The sequence below is a fragment of the Rummeliibacillus sp. GQ308 genome (genome assembly GCF_059759115.1).
The window spans coordinates 1,889,409-1,913,975 of record NZ_JCAXDQ010000001.1 but is presented as its reverse complement, the minus strand read 5'-3'; the positions used below and the strand labels follow the sequence as shown (position 1 = coordinate 1,913,975).

The 24,567-nt window shown below is 38.5% G+C and carries 19 protein-coding genes; 17 read left to right on the top strand and 2 right to left on the bottom strand.

All coding sequences use genetic code 11. The features are described 5' to 3' along the window. From tgt to AC6CHJ_RS09520, 4 genes are all read left to right on the top strand, one after another. Positions 1 to 1,143 (top strand): tRNA guanosine(34) transglycosylase Tgt, encoded by a 1,143-nt coding sequence (gene tgt, locus AC6CHJ_RS09535; RefSeq protein ID WP_147195784.1) that lies wholly within the window; start codon positions 1 to 3, stop codon positions 1,141 to 1,143. 44 nt (positions 1,144 to 1,187) lie between these two features. After that, on the top strand, positions 1,188 to 1,460 hold the full coding sequence (yajC, locus tag AC6CHJ_RS09530; protein ID WP_066788467.1) for a preprotein translocase subunit YajC: 273 nt from the start codon (positions 1,188 to 1,190) through the stop codon (positions 1,458 to 1,460). Positions 1,461 to 1,596: 136 nt separating this feature from the next. Further along, the gene (locus AC6CHJ_RS09525) at positions 1,597 to 1,827 is read left to right on the top strand and encodes a hypothetical protein (protein ID WP_147195782.1); all 231 of its coding nucleotides are present in this window, start codon (positions 1,597 to 1,599) and stop codon (positions 1,825 to 1,827) included. A 45-nt stretch (positions 1,828 to 1,872) separates the two neighbouring features. Beyond that, positions 1,873 to 2,505: a DUF421 domain-containing protein gene (locus tag AC6CHJ_RS09520; protein WP_066788463.1), complete on the top strand. Its 633-nt coding sequence runs from the start codon at positions 1,873 to 1,875 to the stop codon at positions 2,503 to 2,505. On the opposite strand, the gene AC6CHJ_RS09515 is transcribed toward AC6CHJ_RS09520, so the two are convergent. Continuing rightward, positions 2,500 to 4,017: a putative polysaccharide biosynthesis protein gene (locus AC6CHJ_RS09515; protein WP_147195780.1), complete on the bottom strand. Its 1,518-nt coding sequence runs from the start codon at positions 4,015 to 4,017 to the stop codon at positions 2,500 to 2,502. The genes AC6CHJ_RS09520 and AC6CHJ_RS09515 overlap by 6 nt on opposite strands. A gap of 83 nt (positions 4,018 to 4,100) precedes the next feature. On the opposite strand from AC6CHJ_RS09515, the gene AC6CHJ_RS09510 reads away from it, so the two are divergent. From AC6CHJ_RS09510 to AC6CHJ_RS09450, 13 genes are all read left to right on the top strand, one after another. Next, complete coding sequence (locus tag AC6CHJ_RS09510) at positions 4,101 to 4,400, top strand: post-transcriptional regulator (protein ID WP_066788457.1); 300 nt, start codon at positions 4,101 to 4,103, stop codon at positions 4,398 to 4,400. 539 nt (positions 4,401 to 4,939) lie between these two features. Then, a complete protein-coding gene (secDF, locus tag AC6CHJ_RS09505) occupies positions 4,940 to 7,207 on the top strand; it encodes a protein translocase subunit SecDF (protein ID WP_498288244.1) in 2,268 nt (755 codons plus the stop codon). A 132-nt stretch (positions 7,208 to 7,339) separates the two neighbouring features. Beyond that, on the top strand, positions 7,340 to 8,755 hold the full coding sequence (locus tag AC6CHJ_RS09500; protein ID WP_498288242.1) for a S8 family serine peptidase: 1,416 nt from the start codon (positions 7,340 to 7,342) through the stop codon (positions 8,753 to 8,755). 120 nt (positions 8,756 to 8,875) lie between these two features. Beyond that, complete coding sequence (gene recJ / locus AC6CHJ_RS09495; RefSeq protein WP_498288240.1) at positions 8,876 to 11,233, top strand: single-stranded-DNA-specific exonuclease RecJ; 2,358 nt, start codon at positions 8,876 to 8,878, stop codon at positions 11,231 to 11,233. Further along, positions 11,224 to 11,736, top strand: a complete 513-nt coding sequence (locus AC6CHJ_RS09490; RefSeq protein ID WP_066788449.1) for an adenine phosphoribosyltransferase — start codon at positions 11,224 to 11,226, stop codon at positions 11,734 to 11,736. The genes recJ and AC6CHJ_RS09490 overlap by 10 nt, the downstream gene beginning before the upstream one ends. Before the next feature lie 160 nt (positions 11,737 to 11,896). Continuing rightward, positions 11,897 to 14,089, top strand: a complete 2,193-nt coding sequence (locus AC6CHJ_RS09485; RefSeq protein WP_251646956.1) for a RelA/SpoT family protein — start codon at positions 11,897 to 11,899, stop codon at positions 14,087 to 14,089. Positions 14,090 to 14,107: 18 nt separating this feature from the next. Next, the gene (gene dtd, locus AC6CHJ_RS09480) at positions 14,108 to 14,554 is read left to right on the top strand and encodes a D-aminoacyl-tRNA deacylase (protein WP_066788445.1); all 447 of its coding nucleotides are present in this window, start codon (positions 14,108 to 14,110) and stop codon (positions 14,552 to 14,554) included. 373 nt (positions 14,555 to 14,927) lie between these two features. After that, on the top strand, positions 14,928 to 17,711 hold the full coding sequence (gene dinG, locus AC6CHJ_RS09475) for an ATP-dependent DNA helicase DinG (RefSeq protein WP_498288238.1): 2,784 nt from the start codon (positions 14,928 to 14,930) through the stop codon (positions 17,709 to 17,711). Between the two features lie 98 nt (positions 17,712 to 17,809). Then, on the top strand, positions 17,810 to 18,292 hold the full coding sequence (locus AC6CHJ_RS09470; protein ID WP_498288236.1) for a cell wall elongation regulator TseB-like domain-containing protein: 483 nt from the start codon (positions 17,810 to 17,812) through the stop codon (positions 18,290 to 18,292). Positions 18,293 to 18,672: 380 nt separating this feature from the next. Continuing rightward, positions 18,673 to 19,968, top strand: a complete 1,296-nt coding sequence (asnS, locus tag AC6CHJ_RS09465) for an asparagine--tRNA ligase (protein ID WP_066788436.1) — start codon at positions 18,673 to 18,675, stop codon at positions 19,966 to 19,968. Between the two features lie 89 nt (positions 19,969 to 20,057). Beyond that, positions 20,058 to 20,789 carry a DnaD domain-containing protein gene (locus tag AC6CHJ_RS09460; RefSeq protein WP_147195766.1) on the top strand — a complete coding sequence of 244 codons (732 nt, stop codon included), beginning with the start codon at positions 20,058 to 20,060 and terminating at the stop codon, positions 20,787 to 20,789. 15 nt (positions 20,790 to 20,804) lie between these two features. Beyond that, complete coding sequence (gene nth / locus AC6CHJ_RS09455) at positions 20,805 to 21,467, top strand: endonuclease III (protein WP_147195764.1); 663 nt, start codon at positions 20,805 to 20,807, stop codon at positions 21,465 to 21,467. After that, positions 21,460 to 21,810, top strand: a complete 351-nt coding sequence (locus AC6CHJ_RS09450) for a YpoC family protein (RefSeq protein ID WP_392993135.1) — start codon at positions 21,460 to 21,462, stop codon at positions 21,808 to 21,810. The genes nth and AC6CHJ_RS09450 overlap by 8 nt, the downstream gene beginning before the upstream one ends. An 85-nt stretch (positions 21,811 to 21,895) precedes the next feature. Here the strand turns inward: AC6CHJ_RS09450 and AC6CHJ_RS09445 are convergent, their stop codons facing one another. After that, a complete protein-coding gene (locus AC6CHJ_RS09445) occupies positions 21,896 to 24,562 on the bottom strand; it encodes a PBP1A family penicillin-binding protein (protein WP_392993138.1) in 2,667 nt (888 codons plus the stop codon). Between the last annotated feature and the right edge of the window lie 5 nt (positions 24,563 to 24,567).

Genomic DNA, 24,567 nt, shown 5'->3' with positions numbered 1-24,567 from the left:
ATGTCTCAAGCAATTCGATATGAGCTTATTAAAACAGATAAGCAAACAGGTGCACGTCTCGGCATCGTGCATACACCGCATGGTTCTTTTGAAACACCAGCATTTATGCCAGTAGGTACACAAGCGTCTGTCAAAACGATGGCGCCAGAAGAAGTAAAAGAAATGGGTGCCGGTATTATTTTGAGCAACACGTATCATTTATGGCTGCGTCCTGGCCATGAAATCATTCGTGAGGCTGGTGGCTTGCACAAATTTATGAATTGGGATCGCGCTATATTAACAGATTCTGGCGGCTTCCAAGTATTTAGCTTAAGCGATATCCGCCGCATTGAAGAAGAAGGCGTTCATTTCCGTAATCACTTAAATGGTGATAAGCTATTCCTAAGTCCAGAAAAAGCAATGGAAATCCAAAATGCTCTAGGTTCTGATATTATGATGGCATTTGATGAATGTCCTCCGTACCCTGCAACTTTTGAGTATATGAAGAAATCTGTTGAACGTACATCACGTTGGGCTGAAAGATGTTTAGAAGCGCATGCAAGACCACAAGATCAGGGTTTATTCGGTATTGTTCAAGGTGGGGAATTTGAAGAACTTCGTAAGCAGTCTGCAAAGGATCTTGTGTCGCTTGATTTCCCAGGCTATGCAATTGGTGGATTATCCGTTGGGGAGCCAAAGGATATTATGAACCGCATGTTGGAATATACAACTCCGCTCTTACCAACAAACAAGCCGCGTTACCTAATGGGCGTGGGTTCTCCTGACTCATTGATAGATGGAGCTATTCGTGGGATTGATATGTTTGACTGTGTACTGCCAACACGTATTGCCCGTAATGGTACATGCATGACAAGCCAAGGAAGACTGGTCATAAAAAATGCTAAATTTGCTCGTGATTTTGGACCGCTTGATCCTAACTGTGATTGCTATACTTGCAAAAACTACTCACGTGCATATATACGGCATCTAATTAAAGCGGATGAGACATTCGGCATTCGTTTGACAAGTTACCACAATCTGTATTTCTTGCAAGATTTAATGCGCCAAGTGCGCCAAGCAATCCGTGAAGATCGCTTAGGCGATTTCCGTGAAGAATTCTTCGAACAATATGGTTTTAATAAACCAAATGCGAAAAACTTCTAAACCTAGTATAATGAAACAGAGAGACAAAAGGGGGATTTTTGGACATGCAATTACAAGCTTTTCTACCAATGATTATCATCTTCGTGCTTATGTATTTAATGTTGATTCGTCCTGCTCAAAAGCAGCGTAAAAACACTCAAAACATGCAAAGCAACTTGGCAAAAGGAAACAAAGTTGTAACAATTGGTGGGCTTCATGGTATCGTTGAAGCCATCGATGATGCTTCAGTCGTTCTAAAAGTAGAGGATGGCACAAAAATGCGTTTTGAACGTGCGGCCATCGGCAAAGTTTTAGATGATGCAGCTGCTGTAAAGTAGTCTTGTGTATAAAACGCGTAGCTATTGGAATGCTAATAATGTAAAAAAAAAGCCTTTATTTCTTTAGAAATAAAGGCTTTTTTATTTTATACGTCGAATAATAAACATATTCATCTTTTTTAAAGGAAGCGATTATTTGCCTAAAAAACAATGGAATACTAAAAAGAAAGCACAGCAAATGGGCTATGATGATACAATTCACGAAAGATTAGCAGCTAAGCAACGAATGGCCCAAAATAGATTTGGCAATAGAAAGCCGAAAATGCCGACTAAGCCAAAGTGGGTTCGCTCTTTAGGATATATTATTTTTATTATCTTGATAGCCGCTCTCATAGTGATAGCCTTCTATATATTTTTGAATGAATAATTTTACGGGGAATGCAAAGTATAAAGAATAAAAGGGGTCATAAGATTGAACGATTTAATGGTTGTTTCTTTTCGTATGTTCCTTCTTTACTTTATTCTTATCATTATAATTAAGCTAATGGGAAAACGTGAAGTTGGCGAATTAAGTATGATTGATTTAGTCGTATTTATATTATTAACAGAAGTAGCTGCATTTGCAGTGGAGGATAAGAAGAGAAACTTTTTCGAGTCGTTGCTGCCTATGATCGTTTTGCTTGTGCTGCAGGTGGTCATTTCCTTTATCTCTCTGAAGTTTAAAAATGTCCGAGATATCATTGATGGAGATCCCACTCTCATTATTCGAGATGGGGTGCTTCAGGAAAAGGAAATGAAAAAGCAACGGTATAATTTAGATGATTTATTTCAGCAATTGCGAGAACAGCAAATAGGATCGATCCAGAGTGTGGCCTATGCCTTTTTAGAATCATCAGGAAATTTAGCTGTATTTAAAAAAGGTGAGATGCATCCTATATTGCCGCTCATCGTTGATGGCGAAATACAGACAAAGCACCTCATCCTTATACAGAAAGATAAATTATGGCTTATAAAAAAATTAGAGGAAGCTGGATATAAAAATCCAAAGGATATATTCTATTGCTGTTTTGAAGATGATTCCCTTCATGTTCAATTAAAATCATAGTCTTCTGCGTATTGTTTTTGTTAAGTAGCGGAAATCGTTGACGCGGATTTGGTCAGCGAGCATTAAGACAACAAAAACTAAGCCAAGCGTAATAGAACAATTCATCCAAAGATTCAATTGGTCTGTCGGCAGGATGTATTCTCGGAAAATAACTATCAACACAGATGCCCAATAAGGGATAATGACTAGCTTAAAACCTGTATCCACAAATTTCTTTTTTCGAATTGTTGCAATATGCAAAAATGAAGTAATGAGTACACCAAACCCAATGGCAATAATGGCGCCGGTTTCGGCTATTTGCGGCTGGGAAGCAAGCGCGAGCATGACAACCAGCTTTCCGATACCGCCATACACAGAGTTCATCATCGCTGCTTTAGCTTCATCTAAAGCCTGCAAGATAGAATTCAGTGGGCTTTGTATATAGTAAAAGAAAAAAATAGGTGCTAAAATTTTCATATAGCCTCTGTCTTCAGATAAATTAAAAAGTTTCACGGCTAAAGCATCTCCATAAAGATAAAAGAAAACAGCGCTAAAACAACCGACGATGGTCGACAACCTAAGCGCGATATGGACTCGTTCTCTCAATAGAGAATTCTTTCCTCTTGCTACAGCATCGCTGACAGCTGGAATCAGCACAACAGCTAAGGCTGCAGGAATAAAGGCAGGGAATAATAGTAAAGGTATATGAACACCTGAAATAATGCCATATTGCTTCGTGGCAGCAGCAGCTGTTAAACCAGCTATTGTAAGGGCCTTTAAAAAGACAATTGGTTCTAAAAACCAAGTAAATGAACCAAAAAGGCGACTGCCTGTAGAAGGCAATGCAATGCCAAGTATTGGTTTTGGAGAAGAGTAGCCTTTCGATCCAACAATAATTCCTTTTCTCTTCGCATGGAGGTATTTCCAGTATAAGTAAAGTAATGCTACCGCCTCAGCAAGTCCAGTAATGACCATTGCGTAAGTGGCTGTGAGCGCAGGAGATTCTTGGTTTACCCCGTAAGGCAAAAGCCATGTGATCATGGCGATGCGGATAATTTGCTCAAGTGTTTGGCTCCATGCAGTTTCACCTATGCGAGCAAGTCCTTGGAATAAACCTTTTAAAAGTGCAGACGCCATAGATAGCGGCACGGTAAATAAAGAGACATATAATAGCATGGCCACTTTTGGGTCATGCAATAAATCTTTAGCGATATAAGGTACTGCAAACATGATGATGGGGAAGAAAAGCAAAATAGATAAATAACTTAACAGCCTAGAAGTACGCATCAACTTGCTGATTTCCAAACGCTTTCCCTTTGCTTCTAATTCAGCGACAATTTTAGCGATGGCAATGGGGATGCCGAGCTGTACTAGGGATAAGAAAAAGATAAATGCGGGATAGGCGGTCATATAAACGCCGACAGCTTCTTCGCCTGCAACGCGCATAAATTGCATACGATACAAAAAACCTAATAGTTTAGATAGTAGTACGGCGCCCATCAATAAAAAGGTGCCATGAAAAAATGATGTCATAAGTTCCCTTCTTTCTATCAATACATTCTGCAAAATAGTAAATTTAAACTTGTACGTTCAAAACTTGAAAGGGCGTGAGTAGTTTGGTAGTTCAATATGAAAAACTATTTAATAAAGTAATGCCTGTGTTAGCTATGAGGAAAGCTGATTTTCGTATGGAAGGTTTAAAAAGTATTACAGAGCAAGATATATGGCGTTATTTAGTATTGAAAAAGTGGAAAAAATATAGCGAAGCAGATTTAGCTTTGCATAAGGTAATTGCAGATATTTTTTCTTTAACTGCTGCTCAGTATATGACCTTTAGCCAAGTGGAAGAACTAAAAACCTCAAATTGGTTTGCCCCAATTAATGAGGATGAATTAAAACTATTAATTGGAAGATAGATAAATGGGGTTTTATGGTTTTTATATTTCATTTTTAATGTAGAAACGAAAAATTTTATTGTTGATATTTTTCCTTTATCTGTATGTCAAAATAACATAGATATTGCTAAAACTCCTTCTAAAATGACAGAAAGTATCGAAGATTGATTTGACAGGTAGGCAATCGTGTTTCATAATAAACGTGTTATACATTCAAATTGAGAAAACGAAACAATAGAAGGAAAATTACAGAGAATGCTGCTTAAGTGGCGAATCAATCGCGTAATTGTGCATTTGTTTTGAACTAGGACAAACTTTTATACAAAGTAGTAATGAACAATTTACACAACCATACATAACTTATGATTCGTTTACTTTGGTCAGTAATTTTACTGCAAGTGTTTCCGCATGACTGGGTACTTTGTGCCTTTCTCAAAACAGTAAATATAAGAGTTTTGTCAAAGAAAGTGGCCCGCTCATGCCCGATTGGTTCAACTAATCAATCAGTAGAGATTAAACCTTTGCTGATTAAAGTTTCACTTTATTAGGAGGAAGTTTTAATGAAATTGAAAAGCCGAATCGTCGCGTTTCTACTGATTGTCGTTGTAATCGGCTCTCTTATGGGAACGACCGTAAAAGGCGTACTAAGTAACATTAACTTAGGCCTAGACTTGCAAGGTGGATTCGAGGTGCTTTATCAAGTTGAGCCGCTGAAAAAAGGACAAAAAATCACTGAAAGTGATGTAAAAGCAACTGCTGATGCGATCAGCAGACGTGTCAATGTCCTCGGCGTAAGTGAACCAAGCATCCAAATAGAAAGCGGCGACCGAATCCGCGTTCAATTAGCGGGCGTCAAGGACCAAGAGTCAGCGAGAGATGTTTTGTCAAATCAGGCAAATCTTACTTTCCGTGACGTGAATGACAAAGTATTGCTTGATGGGAATGACCTTCAACAAGGCGGAGCTAAGCCATCTTTTGATGAACAGGGCCGTCCAATGGTTACCCTAAAACTGAAAGATCCGGATAAATTCGGACAAGTGACAAGCAAAATTTCAGCAATGGGCACACCAAATAACTTATTAGTCATTTGGCTAGACTTTGAAGAAGGCAAATCTTCTTATAAGAAAGAAGCTGTCAAAGCAGATCCTCAATTCGTTTCTGCTCCACAAGTAACAAAGGAAATCAACTCTAAAGATGTCCAAATTACAGGGAGCTTTACTGTACAAGAAACGAAAGACTTAGCAGGTATTTTGAATGCCGGTGCTCTACCAGCGAAGCTGAAAGAAATGTACTCCACTTCTGTGGGAGCACAGTTCGGTGATGAAGCGCTAAAAAGCACGGTAATGGCTAGTATCATTGGTGTAGCAGTTATCTTTATCTTTATGCTATTAGTTTACCGTTTACCAGGTTTAGTAGCAGACATAACACTACTGATCTTTACATTTATCACATTAGTTATTTTTGATTGGATCAATGCTGTATTGACATTGCCGGGTATCGCAGCGTTAGTGCTCGGGATAGGTATGGCAGTTGATGCTAATATCCTTATGTATGAGCGGATTAAAGAAGAACTTCGTGTCGGCAAAACAGTCAAAGCCGCATTTAAATCAGGTTCTAAATCTTCGTTCACAGCTATTTTTGATGCCAATATTACGACATTGCTTGCGGCTGGTGTATTATTCGCCTTAGGTGTAAGCTCTGTAAAAGGTTTTGCGACAACATTAATCATTTCTATTCTAGTCAGCTTCTTGACTGCAGTGTGGGGCACACGTATCCTCTTAGGACTACTGGTGAATAGTGGCTACTTAGATGGAAAAGTTCGATGGTTCGGCGTTAATCCAAAACGCGTTCATAAAATTGAAGAAGGCGTGGATACACTTGATTTAACAACACGTTTTGACCGTTTCGATTTTGTACACAACCGCAATAAATTCTTTGCTTTGTCAGCGGTCTTGATCATTGCAGGAATGATTGTGTTAGGCATTTTTCGTTTGAATCTTGGTATTGACTTCTCTAGTGGTTCCCGTGTAGAAGTTCAATCAGAACATTCTCTCACAACGGAAGGTGTGGAGTCTTATCTTAAAAAAGCTGGTTTTGAATCAGACGATGTCGTAATTTCCGGTAACAAAGACCGGGCTGTCATCCGTTATAAAGATGACTTCACAAAAGATGAAGTGAAACAGATGAAAGCGGACTTCAAGAAAGAATTTGGCCATGAGCCAGCAATTAGTACCGTTTCGCCTACGATTGGACAAGAACTGATTAAAAATGCGATCAAAGCATTAATTTATGCAGCGATTGGCATAATAATCTACGTTGCATTCCGATTTGAATGGCGAATGGGTGTTGGTGCGATTGTCTCGCTATTGCATGATGTATTCTTTATGGTGGCGATCTTTAGTTTATTCCGTATAGAAGTAGATATTACATTTATCGCAGCTGTACTGACGATTGTCGGTTATTCGATTAATGACACCATCGTTACATTTGACCGGATTCGTGAAAACTTGCACCGTGTGAATAAAATTAAGAGTCCAGATGAGTTGGCGCATATTGTGAACAAATCACTTCGTCAAACATTAGGACGTTCTGTAAATACAGTATTAACGGTAATTATCGTTGTAGTTGCGTTAATGATTTTCGGCGCAAGCTCTATCACTACGTTCTCCATCGCTTTATTGATCGGTTTAATTACAGGTATCTACTCTTCCATCTACATCGCTGCACAAGTTTGGTATGTATTGAAAGTGCGTGAGATGAAGAAAAAAGGTAATGTAGATGTAGGCAAAAAGAAAAAACAATGGGGATCAGACGAGCCTGTTGTGTAAAATTTTAATCCATCCACTTGATGATGATCAGGTGGATGGATTTTTTTTATTTCTAAAAAATTTATATAACGTTTTTACTGGAGTTGATTTATAATCGAGCTTGACGCTATACCTAAAACAGGAGACTACATAATGAAGAATAATAGATTGCTCATCAGTTTATTGACTACAATTGCTCTTTTAATTCTATGCTTTCCTCATTTAGCAAAGGCAAGCAATCCTACAACTCAACAAGCTATGATTATTTATCGCAACTCTGTTGGAGAAAAACAGGTTTTAACTGCAGCAAAACATGTAGAACAAAATTATCATCACTTACAGACAATTGCTGGCACTTTTAATAAAGCAGATATTAGGAGACTCAAAAAGAGCTCCTCAATTGTAAAAGTTGAAACAATAAAAAAAGATACACATCTCTTTTCAATGCCTGAGAAAAAACAAGGCAGTGAGATACCATCAGCACTTAATTGGAATATGTCTTTAATCCATGCAAGCAATGCATGGACGAATGGGCTTAGTGGCAAAAGTGTAAAGGTTGCACTGATAGATACAGGAGTGACTTCCAAAGTCAATTGGCCAAATGTTTACCGCTATTCATTCGTTCAGGATGTACGTTCAACTTTAATAGACGAAAGTTCTCCTTATGATAACGATGGCCATGGTACCTTCATTGCAGGCATTCTATTAGGTAATGCAAGAAATAACTTATTAGGTGTTGCGCCGGATATGTCACTATACAGTTTAAAGGTTTTTAAACCTGATGGAGCGCCCATTCAGGCAATATTAAAAGCGCTTGATTGGTCAATTGCACATAAAATAGATATTGTAAATCTATCACTTGGTATGAAAATGGATGATGTTATTTTAAGGAATGCTATTGCAAAAACATCAAAAGCAGGTATCATCTTAGTGGCAGCAGCGGGGAATGATGGCAATGGGAAAAATGTTGAATATCCCGCTCGTTATAGCCAAGTTATTGCCGTCTCATCCATAGACAAGCAAAGCCTTATTTCATCTTTTTCGAACACGGGTACACAGATAGAATTTGCAGCACCTGGTAACAGTGTTTATTCTACTGATCTTCAAGGAAATAGAAGATTAGGTTCAGGCACATCATTTGCCACGCCACATGTGACTGGTTTTCTCGCATTACTGAAGCAACAATATCCCCGCGCGACCAGTAGTCAATTAAGGAAAGCTCTACGGGACTATACGATTGATTTGGGTGTAAAGGGGAAGGATCCTTTATATGGCTATGGATTGATTGATTTCAGTCATCCTCTGCCGAATGACGTACAGGATATACAGATAAGCAATATTACCAGCTCTTCTGCAGTAGCTGTAATTAAAGCACCTAAAAGTCTGAATAGCCAAAGTGGAAACTACCGTATTTACTTAAACGGAAGCTATGTAAAAACTATCAATACAGATCGCTATAAAATCACTAATTTAAAGAAAAAAACGACGTATAAAGTGGAAATCAAGACAAGAGGGAAAGATGGAAGGCTATCGCCTGGAGTTGAAAAGACATTCCGTACGCAATCCTAACAAGTAATTTTGGTATTGGTATAAGAGCGGTAACTCTAGCATATAGAGGTCTTATTTTGGCCATTCTGCTTTTAATCTATAAGCTTACTTCTGTATAATAGAATGATAGGGAGTGACGAAATGACAGCAACAGAGAAGAGATGGCGTATCAATCGCCCTGATGAACGACTTGTGGAAATGCTAGAAAAAGAGCTTCGCTTATCACCTATCTCAGCTAAAATATTAGTCGCACGCGGTTTTGACACTATTGAATCTGCGCGTGCTTTTTTAATGGTCGATGAACATTCAGTACACGATCCTTACGATTTGTATGGTATGCACGATGCAGTAGATCGTATAAAACAAGCGATACAAAATAAAGAAAAAGTTTTAATATACGGAGACTATGACGCCGATGGCATTACAAGCACTACTGTTCTAAAAACAGCTTTAGTAGATTTGGGAGCTGATGTCCATCACATTATTCCTAATCGTTTTATTGATGGATATGGACCAAGTGAGCGATTGTTTCGACAAGCATATGAAGATGGATTTCAGCTGATTATTACTGTCGATAATGGAATCGCTGGCAATCATGAAGTGCAAGTTGCTAAAGAGTTGGGGATGGATATCATAGTGACAGATCACCATGAGCCTGGTGAAGAGTTGCCTAATGCAGATGTGATTATCCATCCGAGACATCTGGATGGCCATTATCCTTTTGGAGAGCTTGCTGGTGTAGGGGTAGCATTTAAAGTAGCACATGCTCTCTACGGTGAGTTGCCGCAACATCTCCTACCCTTTGTCGCGATTGGTACAGTTGCCGATTTGGTGCCATTATTGGATGAAAATCGTTATTTAGTAAAAGCGGGAATAGAAGCGCTTCAACAATCTAAACAACCTGCTATTCAAGCACTTTGCCAAATTGCTGGTGTTAAAGCACAAGATATTGATGAAGAGACAATTGGTTTTGGTTTTGCACCACGGCTAAATGCATTAGGCAGACTCGGAGATGCTGCACCGGGGGTCGACTTCTTAATGACGCAGGATAAAGAAGAAGCGCAGTCTATGGCGAACTATTTAAATGAACAAAATAAAGAACGACAAGCAATCGTGGCGAACATTACCGAGCAGGCAATTGAAATGGTGGAGAATGATCCTGAGATTGGCGATGCAAAAGTACTAGTCCTAGCTGATGAAGGATGGAACCCAGGTGTTGTTGGTATAGTCGCATCAAGGCTTGTAGAAAGATACTATAAACCGGCAATCATACTCTCAATAGATCTCGAAAAAGGGACTGCTAAAGGTTCTGCCCGCAGTATTGAAGGCTTCCATATGTATAAGGAGCTTGCGAAAAATAGCGAAATATTGCTAGCATTTGGCGGTCATCCAATGGCAGCAGGAATGACACTTGCTGTAGAAGAAATTGACGAGCTCCGCATCCGCCTTGATGAACAAGCGAGGGCAGGTTTAACAGATGAAGACTTTACTCCAGTCCTAAATATTGATATTCCGCTTGCTGTAGAGGAAATTGACGTTACTTCTATTGAAGATGTACGTCGTTTGTCTCCATTTGGTACTAGTTTTGCAAAGCCTGTCTATGCGATTGAAAATGCGACAATCCAGTCAATGCGCAAAATTGGAGCAGACGAGAATCATATCAAACTCCAAATCGCATCCAGGAATGGCGATTTAGATGCAGTTGGTTTTCATAAAGGATATTTGGCCGATGAATTGACGTATGGCATTAAAATAAATTTTGCAGGCGATTTGCAGATCAACGAGTGGAACGGCCGGAAAAAACCCCAGCTTATGCTTGCAGATGTCCAAACAGATGAATGGCAATTATTTGATCTACGGGGCATCCGCCATGTTTCGAGATGGCTTCAAAGTATTCCTTTAGAAAAAGTTACATTTATCGCTTTTCAAAACAGAACCCTGCAGTATTTTGATTCCCTCATACCTGCTGAAATAATGATTTATGAAGAAAAAATGACTCCGCAGCAAATAGAAAGCTATGTTGTGCTGCTCGATTTACCAACAAACGCTTCACTGCTCGAAAAATTATTAGAAGAAGCAAATCCAAGACGTGTTTATGCCCATTTTTATATTCCAGAGTCACATTACTTTGATGCTATGCCAACAAGAGAACAATTTGTTTGGTACTATTCCTTCTTAAAGAAAAGGCGTACATTCCATCTGAGAGAGCATTTAATGGAATTGGCAAAACATAAAGGCTGGAGCCGTGATTCGTTAATTTTTATGACACAGGTGTTTTTTGAACTAGGATTTGTTACAATAGAAAATGGTCTCGCTCAAATTGTGGACAATCCACCGAAAAAGGATTTAACAAGCGCGAACATTTATCAAGAACGGCAGCAGCAAATGGAATTGGAACAAACTTTATTGTATGCGCCTTATAAGGATTTAAGAGAGTGGTTTGACTCGCGGATGAAGAGTCAAACAGTTTCTGAGGAGGAACATAGCAAATGGATTTAAAACAATATGTGACAATCGTAGAGAATTGGCCAAAAGAAGGCATCTCTTTTAAAGATATCACTACAATTATGGATAATGGTAAAGCATATAAATATGCAACTGACCAAATTGTCGACTATGCTAAAAAAGTGGGCGCTGAATTAATCGTAGGTCCAGAAGCTCGTGGCTTTATTACAGGATGCCCTGTTGCTTATGCACTTGAGATTGGTTTTGCTCCAGTTCGTAAACCGGGCAAATTGCCACGTGAAGTCATTTCAGCTGATTATGGCTTAGAGTATGGCAAGGATACTTTAACTATGCATAGCGATGCTGTAAAACCAGGCCAAAAAGTGCTGATTGTCGATGATTTATTAGCGACTGGCGGAACAGTGGAAGCTGCAATTCGCTTAGTAGAAGAATTAGGCGGCGTTGTGGTAGGCTGCGCGTTCCTTATTGAACTAGAAGAACTTCATGGTCGCGATAAAATTGAAGGTTATGACGTCTTCACTTTAATGCAATATTAATTTTTTATAATAGCGAGTCTGTGGTCAAGTAGATTATAGACTCGCGAAATTTGTCGAAATATCAATATTTCGGGAGTAATAGCCTTTACAAACAGGCTATTTTTTTTATACAATTAACTTCATACTCAATCGGCAAATTTATGAAATAAGGTGGGCAATCATGGCGAAAGATCAAGTGATGACAGTCGAAGAAGTTTTCGCAATACTCTCATCATATATGAATGATGAACATGTAGCATTTGTAAAAAAAGCATACGAAGTGGCAAAAGAAGCGCATAAAGAGCAATTTAGAAGCTCTGGTGAGCCATATATCCTGCACCCTGTGCAAGTTGCGGGCATTTTAGCTGATCTCCAAATGGATCCAGAGACAGTTGCAGCGGGCTTTTTACACGATGTCGTAGAAGATACATCTGTTACGCGCGAAAACCTTGTGGAAGAATTCAATGAAGAAGTCGCCATGCTTGTAGATGGCGTGACGAAACTAGGGAAAATCAAATATAAATCTAAAGCAGAACAGCAAGCTGAAAACCATCGCAAAATGTTTGTCGCTATGGCCCAAGATATCCGAGTAATTTTGATTAAATTAGCGGACAGACTACATAATATGAGAACGTTAAAACACTTACCTGTAGAGAAACAGCGCCGTATTTCAAAAGAAACACTCGAAATATTCGCTCCACTAGCACATCGCTTAGGAATTAGTGCGATTAAATGGGAGTTAGAGGATACAGCTTTACGCTACTTGAATCCTCAGCAATATTATCGAATTGTCAACTTGATGAAAAGAAAACGCGTAGAACGTGAGAATTATTTACAATCAGTCATGGATGAAATCAACGATCAGTTAGGTGAAATCCATATCCATGCAGAACTTTCGGGCAGACCAAAGCATATTTACAGTATTTACCGGAAAATGTCTATGCAAAATAAACAATTCAATGAAATATACGATCTTTTAGCCGTGAGGGTAATTGTAGATAGTATTAAAGATTGTTACGCTGTCCTTGGTACAGTCCATACTCTCTGGAAACCTATGCCAGGAAGATTTAAAGATTATATAGCTATGCCAAAACAAAATCTTTATCAGTCTTTGCATACCACTGTGATTGGTCCATATGGCGATCCGCTTGAAGTCCAAATTCGCACGAAAGAAATGCATAAGATCGCAGAATTTGGGGTAGCTGCACACTGGGCTTACAAAGAAGGTAAAAATGTTGATCAAAGCAAATCGAATATTGACAATAAATTAACATGGTTCAGAGAAATTCTTGAATTCCAAAATGAATCATCGAACGCTGAAGAATTTATGGAATCGCTAAAATTTGATTTGTTTTCTGACATGGTTTATGTATTCTCGCCTAAGGGTGATGTAATTGAATTGCCTGCAGGTTCTGTTCCTATCGACTTTGCTTACCGTGTCCATTCAGAGATCGGTAATAAAACCATTGGTTCAAAAGTGAATGGTAAGATGGTGCCCCTAGATACGAAGTTGAGTACAGGCGATATTGTTGAGATTATGACTTCAAAACAATCGTTTGGTCCAAGCCGTGACTGGTTGAACATAGCTCAATCATCTCAAGCGAAACATAAAATTAAGCAGTTCTTCAAAAAGCAATTACGCGAGGACAATGTGACTAAAGGGCGCGAAATGATTGAAAAAGAGATTGCTGAGCAAGACTATGATCCAAAAGAAATATTAACACCTGAAAACTTTAAACGCGTATGTGAAAGATTAAATTATGCCAGTGCAGAAGAGATATTTGCGGCAGTTGGATTCAATGGAATGACGGCTGTACAAGTAGTCAACCGCTTATCTGAACCATTGAGAAAGCAACGTAGTCAAGAAGAAACGCTGGAAAAAATCACAAAAGAAATGAAAGTGCCTCAAAAAGAAAAAGTAACCGAAACAGGTGTTGTGGTAAAAGGTTTGGAAAATTTATTGATCCGTTTGTCTCGATGCTGCAATCCGGTGCCGGGTGATGATATTGTCGGTTTTATTACTAAAGGGCGAGGTGTTTCTGTGCATCGTGCAGATTGTCCTAATATTAAAGCTGAGGATCAAGAACGGTTGATTGATGTTGAATGGAGCAAAAACCTAGAATCAGAACAAAAACTATTTGATGTAGATATTGAAATATCAGGTTTTGATCGTGAAGGTTTACTGAATACAGTGATTCAAGTAGTTACTGAAACCAAAACGCCAATTATTGCTATTAGCGCACGTACTGATCGGAATAAGATTGCAACAATCAATATGACGTTGAAAATTCGCCATATCCATAACCTGTATAAAGTGGTAGAACGCATTAAACAAATTCCAGATATTTATCTAGTGCAACGTGTCATACATTAAAATTGGAGTGACGATTACATGAGAGTAGTAGTTCAACGAAGCAAAGAAGCCTCTGTTACAGTGGACGGAAAAGTAACAGGAAGCATCGAACAGGGCTTTGTTTTGTTAGTCGGCATTACACATGGAGATACGAAAGAGGATGCAGACTTTATTGCTAAAAAAATCGCTAAAATGCGCATTTTTGAAGATGAAAACGGCAAAATGAATCTTTCGATAAAAGAGTATGGTGGAGCAATTCTTTCCATTTCGCAATTTACTTTATATGCGGATACAAAGAAAGGAAATCGTCCAAGCTTTACAGATGCTGCCCGGCCTGAAGAAGCTCATCTTTTATGGGAGTATTTCAACAGCACTCTATTTGCTCTTGGCCTACATGTCGAAACTGGCATCTTCGGTGCTATGATGGATGTGAAGCTGACCAACAGTGGACCAACAACTATAATTATTGATTCAAAAACCCGATGATTTAAAATCCTCGGGTTTTTTTCTCTCTTCGGATAATGGTAGGTAGAGGAGGTGTAAAATACTTATTTAAAGTAAAAATGATGTTGAGATAGAACAATATTAGCCCCTAATTGAACCTCATCGAATCGATTAACTTCATAAAATGGTGTTTCTTCCTGGACAGTGATTCCCACGGAAAACATCGTCTGAAGCATAAAAAACTAAATGTTGTAAGCAAGTTCTTCATTCATTTTTTCATTTACTAAAATACTACAATCCTAGCAACTACTTTTTTGCTAAAAATCAACGAATAAAACCTAACACCAGAGTCGGCTAAACTGGCTTAAATATGATAAAATCTTGTATATACCATTACGGAAAGTTGTGAAGAAGATTGGAAAGCCAAACGTATGCAATTGTAGATTTAGAAACAACAGGTCATTCCTCACAACAAGGGGACCGAATCATTCAAATTGCCATAGTCTTGATGAAAGACTGGGAAATACTATCAACCTATACGACCTTCATCAATCCTGAGCAAAGAATTCCTTATTTTATTCAGGATTTGACACATATATCTGAAAAAGAAGTGAAAAATGCCCCTACTTTCGAAGAAAAAGCAGAAGAAATATATGAAATACTACAGGATACAGTGTTTGTTGCTCATAACACCGATTTTGATTTGCCTTTTTTACAAGCTGAGTTTAAAAGAGCAGGATTGCCAAATTGGGTTGGAAAGCATTTAGATACAGTAGAGCTGGCTAAAATTTTATTCCCAACAGCCTATAGCTTTAAACTTCAAGATTTAGCACTAGAGCTCGGGATAAGGTTAGCTAATGCACATAGAGCGGATGATGATGCAGCCGCGACAGCATATTTATTAAAGGCATGTTGGCACAGGCTTTTAGCACTGCCTTTATTGACTCTTGAACAGCTTCATGAGCGTTCTTTTCAACTTAAATCTAATATTTCAAGATTGTTGTTAGATGCTATTCATATAAAAAGAACTCAACAGAGTGCTACTTCGGATCATCATTTTTATTATCGGCGTTTAGCGTTAAAGCAGCCGCCTAATGATGGAGAAGATAGACAGGAAATTATTGATTATCCAGTAACCTTTCAAGAAAAGAAGCAGCTTTTTGAAAAAGCATTTCAACACTTTGAAGTGAGAGAAGATCAGTTCAAAATGATGGATAAGGTGTGGGAAGCCCTCCTGAATAAAGAGGAAATTATGACAGAAGCCTCTACAGGAATTGGCAAAACACTCGCATATTTGATACCTTCCATTATTTATGCAAAAAAATATCATTGTACGATGGCAATTAGTACATACACATCTCATTTACTTGATCAATTATTGCAAGAAGAATTGCCGAAGGCCGAGTCAATATTACAGAATAAGGTGTCAGCTGTTATCGTAAAAGGGATGGATAATTATATTGATTTAGATCGTTTTTGCGATTTGCTTGAGGTAAAGGATGTTTCTTACGATGAGAATTTCACCAAATTACAATTGATTGTCTGGCTCCAAGACACAGAAACAGGAGATTTAGGTGAAGTAACACTAACAGGTGGCGGAAAATATTTCGTCGATAAAATAAGGCGTATGGAAACAACAGCGGAAAATAGGAGAAGAAAACCGACTTTTGATTTTTATTTGCAAACACTCCATGCGTGCAAAAAAGCAGATTTAATCATTACAAATCATGCTATGGTGCTTGCTGATTTAAATCGGCCTGACCCAGTTTTTAAAAATGTGAATGGATGGATTTTGGATGAAGGTCATCAATTTATCCAAGCGGCGACAAATCGTGCGGAAAAAGCCTTTTCATACTCTAAATGGAAGCATTTATTTGGCCAGTTAGGTTCATCCGAATCAAGCGGTATTGAACATCCATTCTATCTTAATTTAGTGAGTAGTCATACAATGTCAACAAGACAGCTAACAGCATTGGATGAGCAATTTAAGGATTTAACTTCGTTGTTTGATAAGTCGATTATGGCCTTGTTAAGAGGGCTACCTTCAGAAAAAACCAAAAAAAGCCATCATAAACAAAGCTACTTACTATCACAGCTTAATTTACAGACGACTGTATTTAAAGAGTATAGCTATCGGTTGAATCAATGGCTTTCACTTGCCAACTATATGACCAATGCTTATTTGCGTTATCCTGATGAATTATCGACAAAGCAAAAGGTACATCTTGCTGATTGGCAATACCAATTGAATGAACTGCAAGTCTATCTAGCTGAATGGGACTTTATTTTCTTGCAACAGATTGAAAATGATGCTGCTTGGATGGAGATAGACCTAAGAAACCTTCCCGGCAGTGTACATGTCTATAAAAGACCAGCAGAAGTGGAAGAGTCAGTAGCGGGAATTTTCCAATCCTTCCGCCAGACTGCTGGCATCATATGGGCATCAGGGACGTTAACGGTACCTAAAAATCCACGTTTTATTGCAGAGCAATTGGGTCTTGAAAAGACGGTTCCGCTACACCAATTCCAAGCTCCATCGTCTTATTATAGCGGTGCAAGTGTCTATGTTGTAGAGGATATGCCAGACATACAGAATGTATCTCAAACTGTTTATATTGAATCTGTAGCAGAAGCGATAGTCCAGACGGTGCTAGCAACAAATGGCAGATGTTTTGTATTATTTACATCACAAGACATGCTTCGAAAAACAGTTGACCTTATACAAGAAACTGGTACTCTGGATGATTATATGTTGTTTGCACAAGGTATGTCTTCGGGCAGCAGGATGCGACTTCTAAAGATGTTCCAGCGTTTCGAGCATTCAGTGCTGTTTGGAACTAATAGCTTCTGGGAAGGTGTAGATGTCCCTGGTGACGCACTTTCTGCTGTCATCGTTGTGCGGTTGCCTTTTTCTTCACCTGAAGATCCTTACTTTAAAGCGCGTGCCGCAAGAATTACCCAAAAAGGTGATAATTCGTTCTATAAATTATCACTCCCAGAAGCAATATTACGCTTCAAACAGGGCTTTGGAAGATTAATCCGATCATCTGAGGATAAAGGTGTTTTAATAGTGCTCGACAGGCGTATAGAAACCAAATCCTACGGTAAAGAATTTACAAATGCATTGCCAAATGTGCCTGTGAAAAAAGTAACGCTCGATGCTATGGTTTTAGAGTTGGAAAATTGGTATAATAGCTAGTTTGAAGTGGGTTTCTTGGAGCTGAAGGCTATGATTCATCTCCAAGAAGCAAGCTCGATATCCAAAATAAAATAAACAAAGAAATATAAGGTGATTGTATGAAAAATTGGATAAAATTCTTCGCTATATTTTTACCGCTATTAGCTCTCACAATTCTGGTGATTGTTGGATGGAAAGCATTTTCGCCTTTTTATCAAACAGAGAAAACTGCGAAAGCGGCAGTTTTGCATAAACAAGAACTGTCATCCGTCACGAAGTCGTATGTATACCATGGAAAAGAATCTTATGTGACGGTAATTGGTAAAGATAGCTCAGGAAAAAGAAAAGCACTGATTGTGTCACAAGAGAATAAGAAGGAAAAACCAACAGGAATTTATTTGAAAGATGGGATTTCCAAAAAAGACGCAATAGCTGAAGCATCTAAAAAAGGAGATGTGAAAGAAATTCTTCACGCCAAACTAGGTATCGAAAAGCCTGGAGTTGTTTGGGAAATTACTTACAAAAATAAGAAGGGTCAATTGAATTATGTGTATATCCTCTTTGAAGATGGTCGTTGGTGGAAACGTTTAACGAATCTATAGAAAAAATATAGATGATTAATATAATTGGACCTTTGATTGGGTGAAAAACAGGAGTTCTTAAAGAATTTATCCTTTTTACACGAAATTTGCTGAGAATTTGTATATAATGGTGTTATAGTATTGACGCTTCACATTTCCTTTGAGGATTCAAGGTGACAGAAACCGTAGGTAATGAATTAGTCCATTGTGATTACTAACTTAGGTAACGGCTGATTCATATCACCAATCGTTTCGGCTTAATGAATTGCGGCTCAGCCTTTACTTCAATTAGAATTGTGAGTGTAAGAATTTCGTCGCTTATGTGATGAGAAGTTCAATGAAGTTGCTTATTATGATTTTTAAAATTATCATAATAGATATTTAGCATGCTGGAGGACAATATGAAAAAAATTTCTATTCAAGACATGCCAAAACATGTCGGCGAAACAGTAAAAATCGGCGCTTGGCTAGCAAATAAAAGATCAAGCGGAAAAATCGCTTTCTTGCAATTGCGTGATGGCTCTGGCTTTGTGCAAGGAGTTGTTGTAAAAGCGAATGTGAGTGAAGAAACTTTTGCTGCGGCAAAATCTATTTCACAAGAAAGCTCTTTATATGTGATTGGTGAAGTAACTGAAGATACTCGTTCTTCTTTCGGTTATGAGCTACAAATACAAGAAATTCAAGTAGTTTCAGAAGCTCATGATTATCCTATTACACCTAAAGAACATGGTGTTGAATTTTTAATGGACCACCGTCATATTTGGTTGCGTTCAAAAAAACAACATGCCATTATGGTAGTGCGAAATGAAATCATTCGTGCAACGTACGAGTTCTTTAATGGAGAAGGATTTAAAAAAGTGGATCCGCCTATCCTAACAGGTTCTGCTCCTGAAGGAACTTCAGAATTATTCCATACAAAATATTTTGATCAAGATGCATTCCTTTCACAATCTGGGCAACTATACTTAGAAGCTGCAGCTATGGCGTTAGGGAAAGTATTCTCATTCGGCCCAACTTTCCGAGCTGAAAAATCAAAAACACGTCGCCATTTAATTGAGTTCTGGATGATTGAAGGCGAAATGGCATTCTATGAGCATGATGAATCGCTAGAAGTACAGGAACAATATGTTGCATATATCGTGCAATCTGTTCTTAAAAATTGCAAACTAGAATTAGAATTACTTGGACGCGATACAACCAAGTTAGAGAATATACAAGCTCCATTCCCACGTATCTCATACGATGAAGCAATTGAATTATTGCATGAAAAAGGATTTGACGATATTCAATGGGGTGAAGATTTTGGTGCTCCGCATGAAACAGCAATTGCTGAACACTATGATAAACCTGTATTTATCACATGTTACCCAGTAGGCATTAAGCCGTTCTATATGCAACCTCACCCAGAACGCAATGATGTTGTATTATGTGCTGACTTAATTGCCCCAGAGGGTTATGGAGAGATCATTGGCGGTTCAGAACGTATCTATGATTATGAACTAATGAAACAACGTATAGCGGAACATGGTTTGGATGAAGAAGCTTATGCATGGTATTTAGATTTAAGTAAGTACGGTGCTGTTCCTCACTCGGGCTTTGGATTAGGCTTAGAGCGCACAGTTGCTTGGATTACTGGCGTTGAGCATGTTCGTGAGACAATTCCGTTCCCACGTCTACTTAACCGTATTTATCCTTAATAAATTTTAATTTTCAAGGCATGGCAAGAAGAATCGCATTTGCGCTTCTTCTTGTTCTATTTAGTGACTAAAAGGGAGGAGTTCTTGAAATGAAAGAAACGGAACGGCTCCAAGTATGGATTGAGCAGGGAAATGTAACCATTTCTCAGCTTTTTTTTCAATTCTACAAATTGCTTCAGATTTCGGATGAAGAAGCCATGCTGATCATGCATTTAAATGCATTTCAAGAAAGCGGCAATTCATTTCCAACACCAGCTAATATTGCGGAACGTATGACTATGAGTGAAGATATGGTCGCTACAAATATGCAACGGCTTATGCAAAAAGGGTATATGGAAATACATCAAAAGTTGGACGAGCAAGGTGTTTTATATGAAGTAATAAGTCTGATGCCACTTTGGAAGAGAATACTTGATTATATGACCACTCAAAATCAAAAAGATGAAACTACAAATGAAAAGTTAAAAGAGGGACAATTATTTCAACTTTTTGAGCAGGAGTTTGGACGTTTTTTATCGCCAATGGAAACAGAAATGATTTCTATGTGGCTAGATCAAGATCGTCATACACCAGAGGTTATCCGAAAAGCTTTAATGGAAGCAGTACTTTCTCAAAAGCTAAGTCTACGCTATATCGATCGCATTTTATTTGAATGGAAGAAAAATCATGTTAAAACGATTGAAGATGCAGAGAAACATTCGAAGAACTTTCGTAAAAATACTGTAAAAACAACCAAGGATTATCAAGCCCCTAAAGAATCAGACATAAAGAAACCAAATAATAATATACCTTTTTACAATTGGCTTGATCAACAAAAGTAAAAGGGGAGGGTTAGAATGTTATCAAAAAAACAATGGACATACTGTTTAGAAGAAATGGATAAGATGTTTCCAGAAGCACATTGTGAACTAATTCATAGTAATCCTTTCGAGCTTACTATCGCTACGTTGCTTTCTGCTCAATGTACAGATGCTCTTGTCAATAAAGTCACACCATCTCTATTTCAAAAGTATAAAAGACCAGAGGATTATTTAGCGGTCCCAGTAGAAGAGCTTGAACAGGATATCCGTTCTATAGGTTTATTTCGCAGTAAAGCTAAAAATATCCAAAAGCTATGTCAAAGACTTTTAGAGGTCTATCAGGGAGAGATCCCAGATACACGCGAGGAATTAGTGACGTTACCTGGGGTAGGGAGAAAGACAGCAAATGTTGTATTGTCAGTTGCTTTTATGCAACCGGCATTTGCAGTTGATACACATGTAGAAAGAGTGACGAAACGTCTAGGATTGTGCAAATGGAAAGATAGTGTGCTACAAGTGGAAGAGACGGTCATGAAGAAGACCCCACCGGAAAGGTGGTCTAAAGCACATCATCAACTTATATTCTTTGGTCGTTATCATTGTAAAGCGCAAAGACCACAATGCCACATTTGTCCATTACTTGAGCTTTGCCGCGAAGGACAAAAGCGATTAAAGAAAGGTCTTGTCAAAAATGATTGAATGTAAGAAAGAAGCAATAGAGAAAGATCGTGTAGACGAATGGTTTCAGCAATGGCTGACATTAGAAAAAAAAATCCATGCAACACATTCAAAACGGGAAGACGCAAAAGCTTATATGTTAGAAGCAATTCTTTTGTATGAAGGATTCATCATTCAAGCTTCTAAAACATCGGAGCAACAATTGATCAATGAAACATATGAAGTATTGCCGATTAATGGGTTAGAAAGATTGGCCTTTATTAAAAATAGGCCAGGTCAATATGCTTGCTATCGTCAACTGGCTGAATTGTTTGGTGAAACGAAGAAAAGGTGTGCTAGGTTAAGGCTTAAACATGCTAAGTGAAAAGTGTATTATAATCCACTATTTTATATTTATGAACAATAAAAAAAGCGTGAGAGATTTGATCTCTCACGCTTTTTTTATTCATTTAATGATCTTGATCATTTTGAGAGTTACCCCTGTTACCTCTGTTATTGTTTGGATTATTCTCCTGCCCATTGTTGCTATTTTCATTCCTATTACCGTTACCATGACCATTTCCCACACTATTTGTATGAGCATTTACCTGTTCGTCATTTGCGTTACCATCATCTTGCCCATTGTTGTCACCGGGTTCCTGTTCCTGAGCTGGAGGCTCGTTTTCATTCCCATCTCCAGGCTGTTCTTCTTCAGTTGGTGGGGTAGGCTGTTCAACCTCCCCCGGTTGCTCTGGTGACTCATTTTCATCTGTCTTAGGTTCTTCCGGCTCTTTTTCAGGTGCTTTTATTTGAATCGATGTTGTAGCAGCATCACTTGTTTTGCCATCCATTATTGCGACTACAGAAAATACATAGGTTTTGCCATCTTCTGGACCACCATATGTGTAAGATGTATTCGATGTTTCTGTTAAAGACTGGCTGCCTCCGCCATCTACCGAAACAGATACCTTATACCTTACTGATTGATCTTCTGGATGATCATGTGACCAAGATAAATTAACTGCCTTTGCATTTTCATCATAAGTTGCTTTTAAACCAGAAGGTGCATGAAGCTCTTCGTCTTCTTTTTTCTCTTCTTCAGGGTCTTTATTCTCAGCAACCGGTTGTTGACCTTTTACATAAAGCTCATTGCCTACTCTTACGACAGAATTAGGCTGCTTGAAATTAGGCGTTTCTTTATTGGCTGATATCTGAGACATAATCGTTTTAAATAGTTTTTGAGGAAGCAATTTCTCCTCGTTTGTCGTAATTGGTGATTTATAGTCGGTATAACCGCCCCAAACAGCGATTGAATAATTGGTTGTATAACCTGCAAACCATGAATCTGGCACGGCGGAAGCAGGAAGTCCATATTCACTGAATTGAGCAGTACTATAGTTGGTTGTACCCGTTTTCCCCGCTACATCAAGGCCCGGGATTCCAGCTGCTGAACCACTCGCACCGTATTTAGAACTTACCACATCACGGAGCATGTCAGTTACCATGAATGCTGTATAGTCGCTCATAGCAGGCACAGGGTCAGGTGTATACGATTTGGATGTTTTGCCGTCTCTGTATACAATTTTCTTAATTGCATGCGGTGCTGTGTAAATACCATTATTACCAAATGCAGCGTAGGCACTTGCCATTTCAATAGGAGTTAAGCTAATCTTCCCACCGCCAATTGCATCTGCTTCATATAATTCGTTCGTGTTAATGCCAAGGTTTTTAACAAATGCTTTGGCTTTATCTGCACCAACTTCTTTGAAAGTTTTTACTGCAGGTATATTTCGAGAGTTATATAGTGCTTGTCGAATGGTTACAGATCCTTTATATTGATGGTCGAAGTTGTTAATTGGTTGGCTTGAGCCCGTATAATTCATTGGTTCATCCACAATTGTTTTGCCAGTTGACCATTTTAAATTCTCAATAGCAGGACCATAATCTACTAACGGCTTCATCGTAGAACCTGGTTGACGTTTGTTCAATGCCTCTGCATAGTTGAAGCCACGTTCAGGACCGTAGTTGCGACCGCCACCAACAGCGACAATTGCACCTGTTTTAGTATCAATAACAGATAGGCCAGCTTGAATATCTTTAGTAGGGAAGTTAGCACTATTATTCATTGTGCTTTCAACTACTTTTTGTGCGTTTGTATCAAGTGTCGTATAGACGCTTACACCTTCCTCTAACGCTTTTTCATCTTTATTTTCACTTAGTTCTTTTAGTACAACATCAATGAAGGCATCGTATTTAGACGCAGTAGTCTGTCTCTTGCTTTCAGGGAGAAGGCCTTTTTTGATGTCTACTTTTCGTGCTTTTTCCATCTGTTCTTTAGTAATGACTTTATGCTGATACATTAAGCCTAAAACAATATTACGACGTTTTTCTGCTCGATCCGGATTTTTAAACGGATTGTAGGCGTTTGGCGCTTGTGGCATGCCGGCAAGCAAGGCCTTCTCGTCTAATGTTAGATCTTTTAAATTTTTTCCATAAAATTTCTTGGCTGCTGTCCCAAAGCCAAATGTTTGCCCGGACATCAATACCTTATTGAAGTACATTTCAAAAATCTCTTCTTTTGAATACTCGCGTTCCAATTGGATTGCAAGGTAAGCTTCTTGGGCTTTACGTTTAAGTGTTTTGCCGTTATTTAAGAAAGAGTTTTTGATCACTTGTTGAGTTAAAGTACTGCCGCCTTGTGCGCCAAAACCAAACCTAAAGTTGGCAAGCACGGCCCCTCCAAGACGAACAAAGTCGATTCCGTGGTGTTTGAAGAATCGAGAATCCTCTGTTGCTAAAATGGCATCGCGCATATCTTTTGGAATATTGTCATAATCGACATGTTCGCGTTCTTGATTCCCCATTGTATAGAAGACCTTACCATTTGAATCAAAGAATTTAGTTGAAACAGGGTCTTTTAGCAACTCTTCATCTAATTTAGGCGCTTGCGCCGCATAAATGGCAAAAATAGATGCGCCAATTACAAATAATGCTATACCTAACGCTAAAACAGCGATTATAATCTTTTTGAACAAAGAACGATTTGGTTTTTTACCGTTGCTTTTTTGTTTGTTGCCCCTTCTTTTTTGTTCTTCTAGTTGCTTTCGCTGTTTCCGTGAATTAACTTGTTGATCCACAGTAT

What these genes read in the sequence shown, in the direction of transcription:
- yajC (WP_066788467.1), top strand. Translation starts at nt 1,188, where the DNA reads ATGCAATTACAAGCTTTTCTACCAATGATTATCATCTTCGTGCTTATG.
- AC6CHJ_RS09470 (WP_498288236.1), top strand. Translation starts at nt 17,810, where the DNA reads ATGAAAAATTGGATAAAATTCTTCGCTATATTTTTACCGCTATTAGCT.
- AC6CHJ_RS09460 (WP_147195766.1), top strand. Translation starts at nt 20,058, where the DNA reads ATGAAAGAAACGGAACGGCTCCAAGTATGGATTGAGCAGGGAAATGTA.
- AC6CHJ_RS09490 (WP_066788449.1), top strand. Translation starts at nt 11,224, where the DNA reads ATGGATTTAAAACAATATGTGACAATCGTAGAGAATTGGCCAAAAGAA.
- secDF (WP_498288244.1), top strand. Translation starts at nt 4,940, where the DNA reads ATGAAATTGAAAAGCCGAATCGTCGCGTTTCTACTGATTGTCGTTGTA.
- AC6CHJ_RS09500 (WP_498288242.1), top strand. Translation starts at nt 7,340, where the DNA reads ATGAAGAATAATAGATTGCTCATCAGTTTATTGACTACAATTGCTCTT.
- AC6CHJ_RS09515 (WP_147195780.1), bottom strand. Translation starts at nt 4,017, where the DNA reads ATGACATCATTTTTTCATGGCACCTTTTTATTGATGGGCGCCGTACTA.
- nth (WP_147195764.1), top strand. Translation starts at nt 20,805, where the DNA reads ATGTTATCAAAAAAACAATGGACATACTGTTTAGAAGAAATGGATAAG.
- tgt (WP_147195784.1), top strand. Translation starts at nt 1, where the DNA reads ATGTCTCAAGCAATTCGATATGAGCTTATTAAAACAGATAAGCAAACA.
- asnS (WP_066788436.1), top strand. Translation starts at nt 18,673, where the DNA reads ATGAAAAAAATTTCTATTCAAGACATGCCAAAACATGTCGGCGAAACA.
- recJ (WP_498288240.1), top strand. Translation starts at nt 8,876, where the DNA reads ATGACAGCAACAGAGAAGAGATGGCGTATCAATCGCCCTGATGAACGA.
- dtd (WP_066788445.1), top strand. Translation starts at nt 14,108, where the DNA reads ATGAGAGTAGTAGTTCAACGAAGCAAAGAAGCCTCTGTTACAGTGGAC.
- AC6CHJ_RS09450 (WP_392993135.1), top strand. Translation starts at nt 21,460, where the DNA reads ATGATTGAATGTAAGAAAGAAGCAATAGAGAAAGATCGTGTAGACGAA.
- AC6CHJ_RS09485 (WP_251646956.1), top strand. Translation starts at nt 11,897, where the DNA reads ATGGCGAAAGATCAAGTGATGACAGTCGAAGAAGTTTTCGCAATACTC.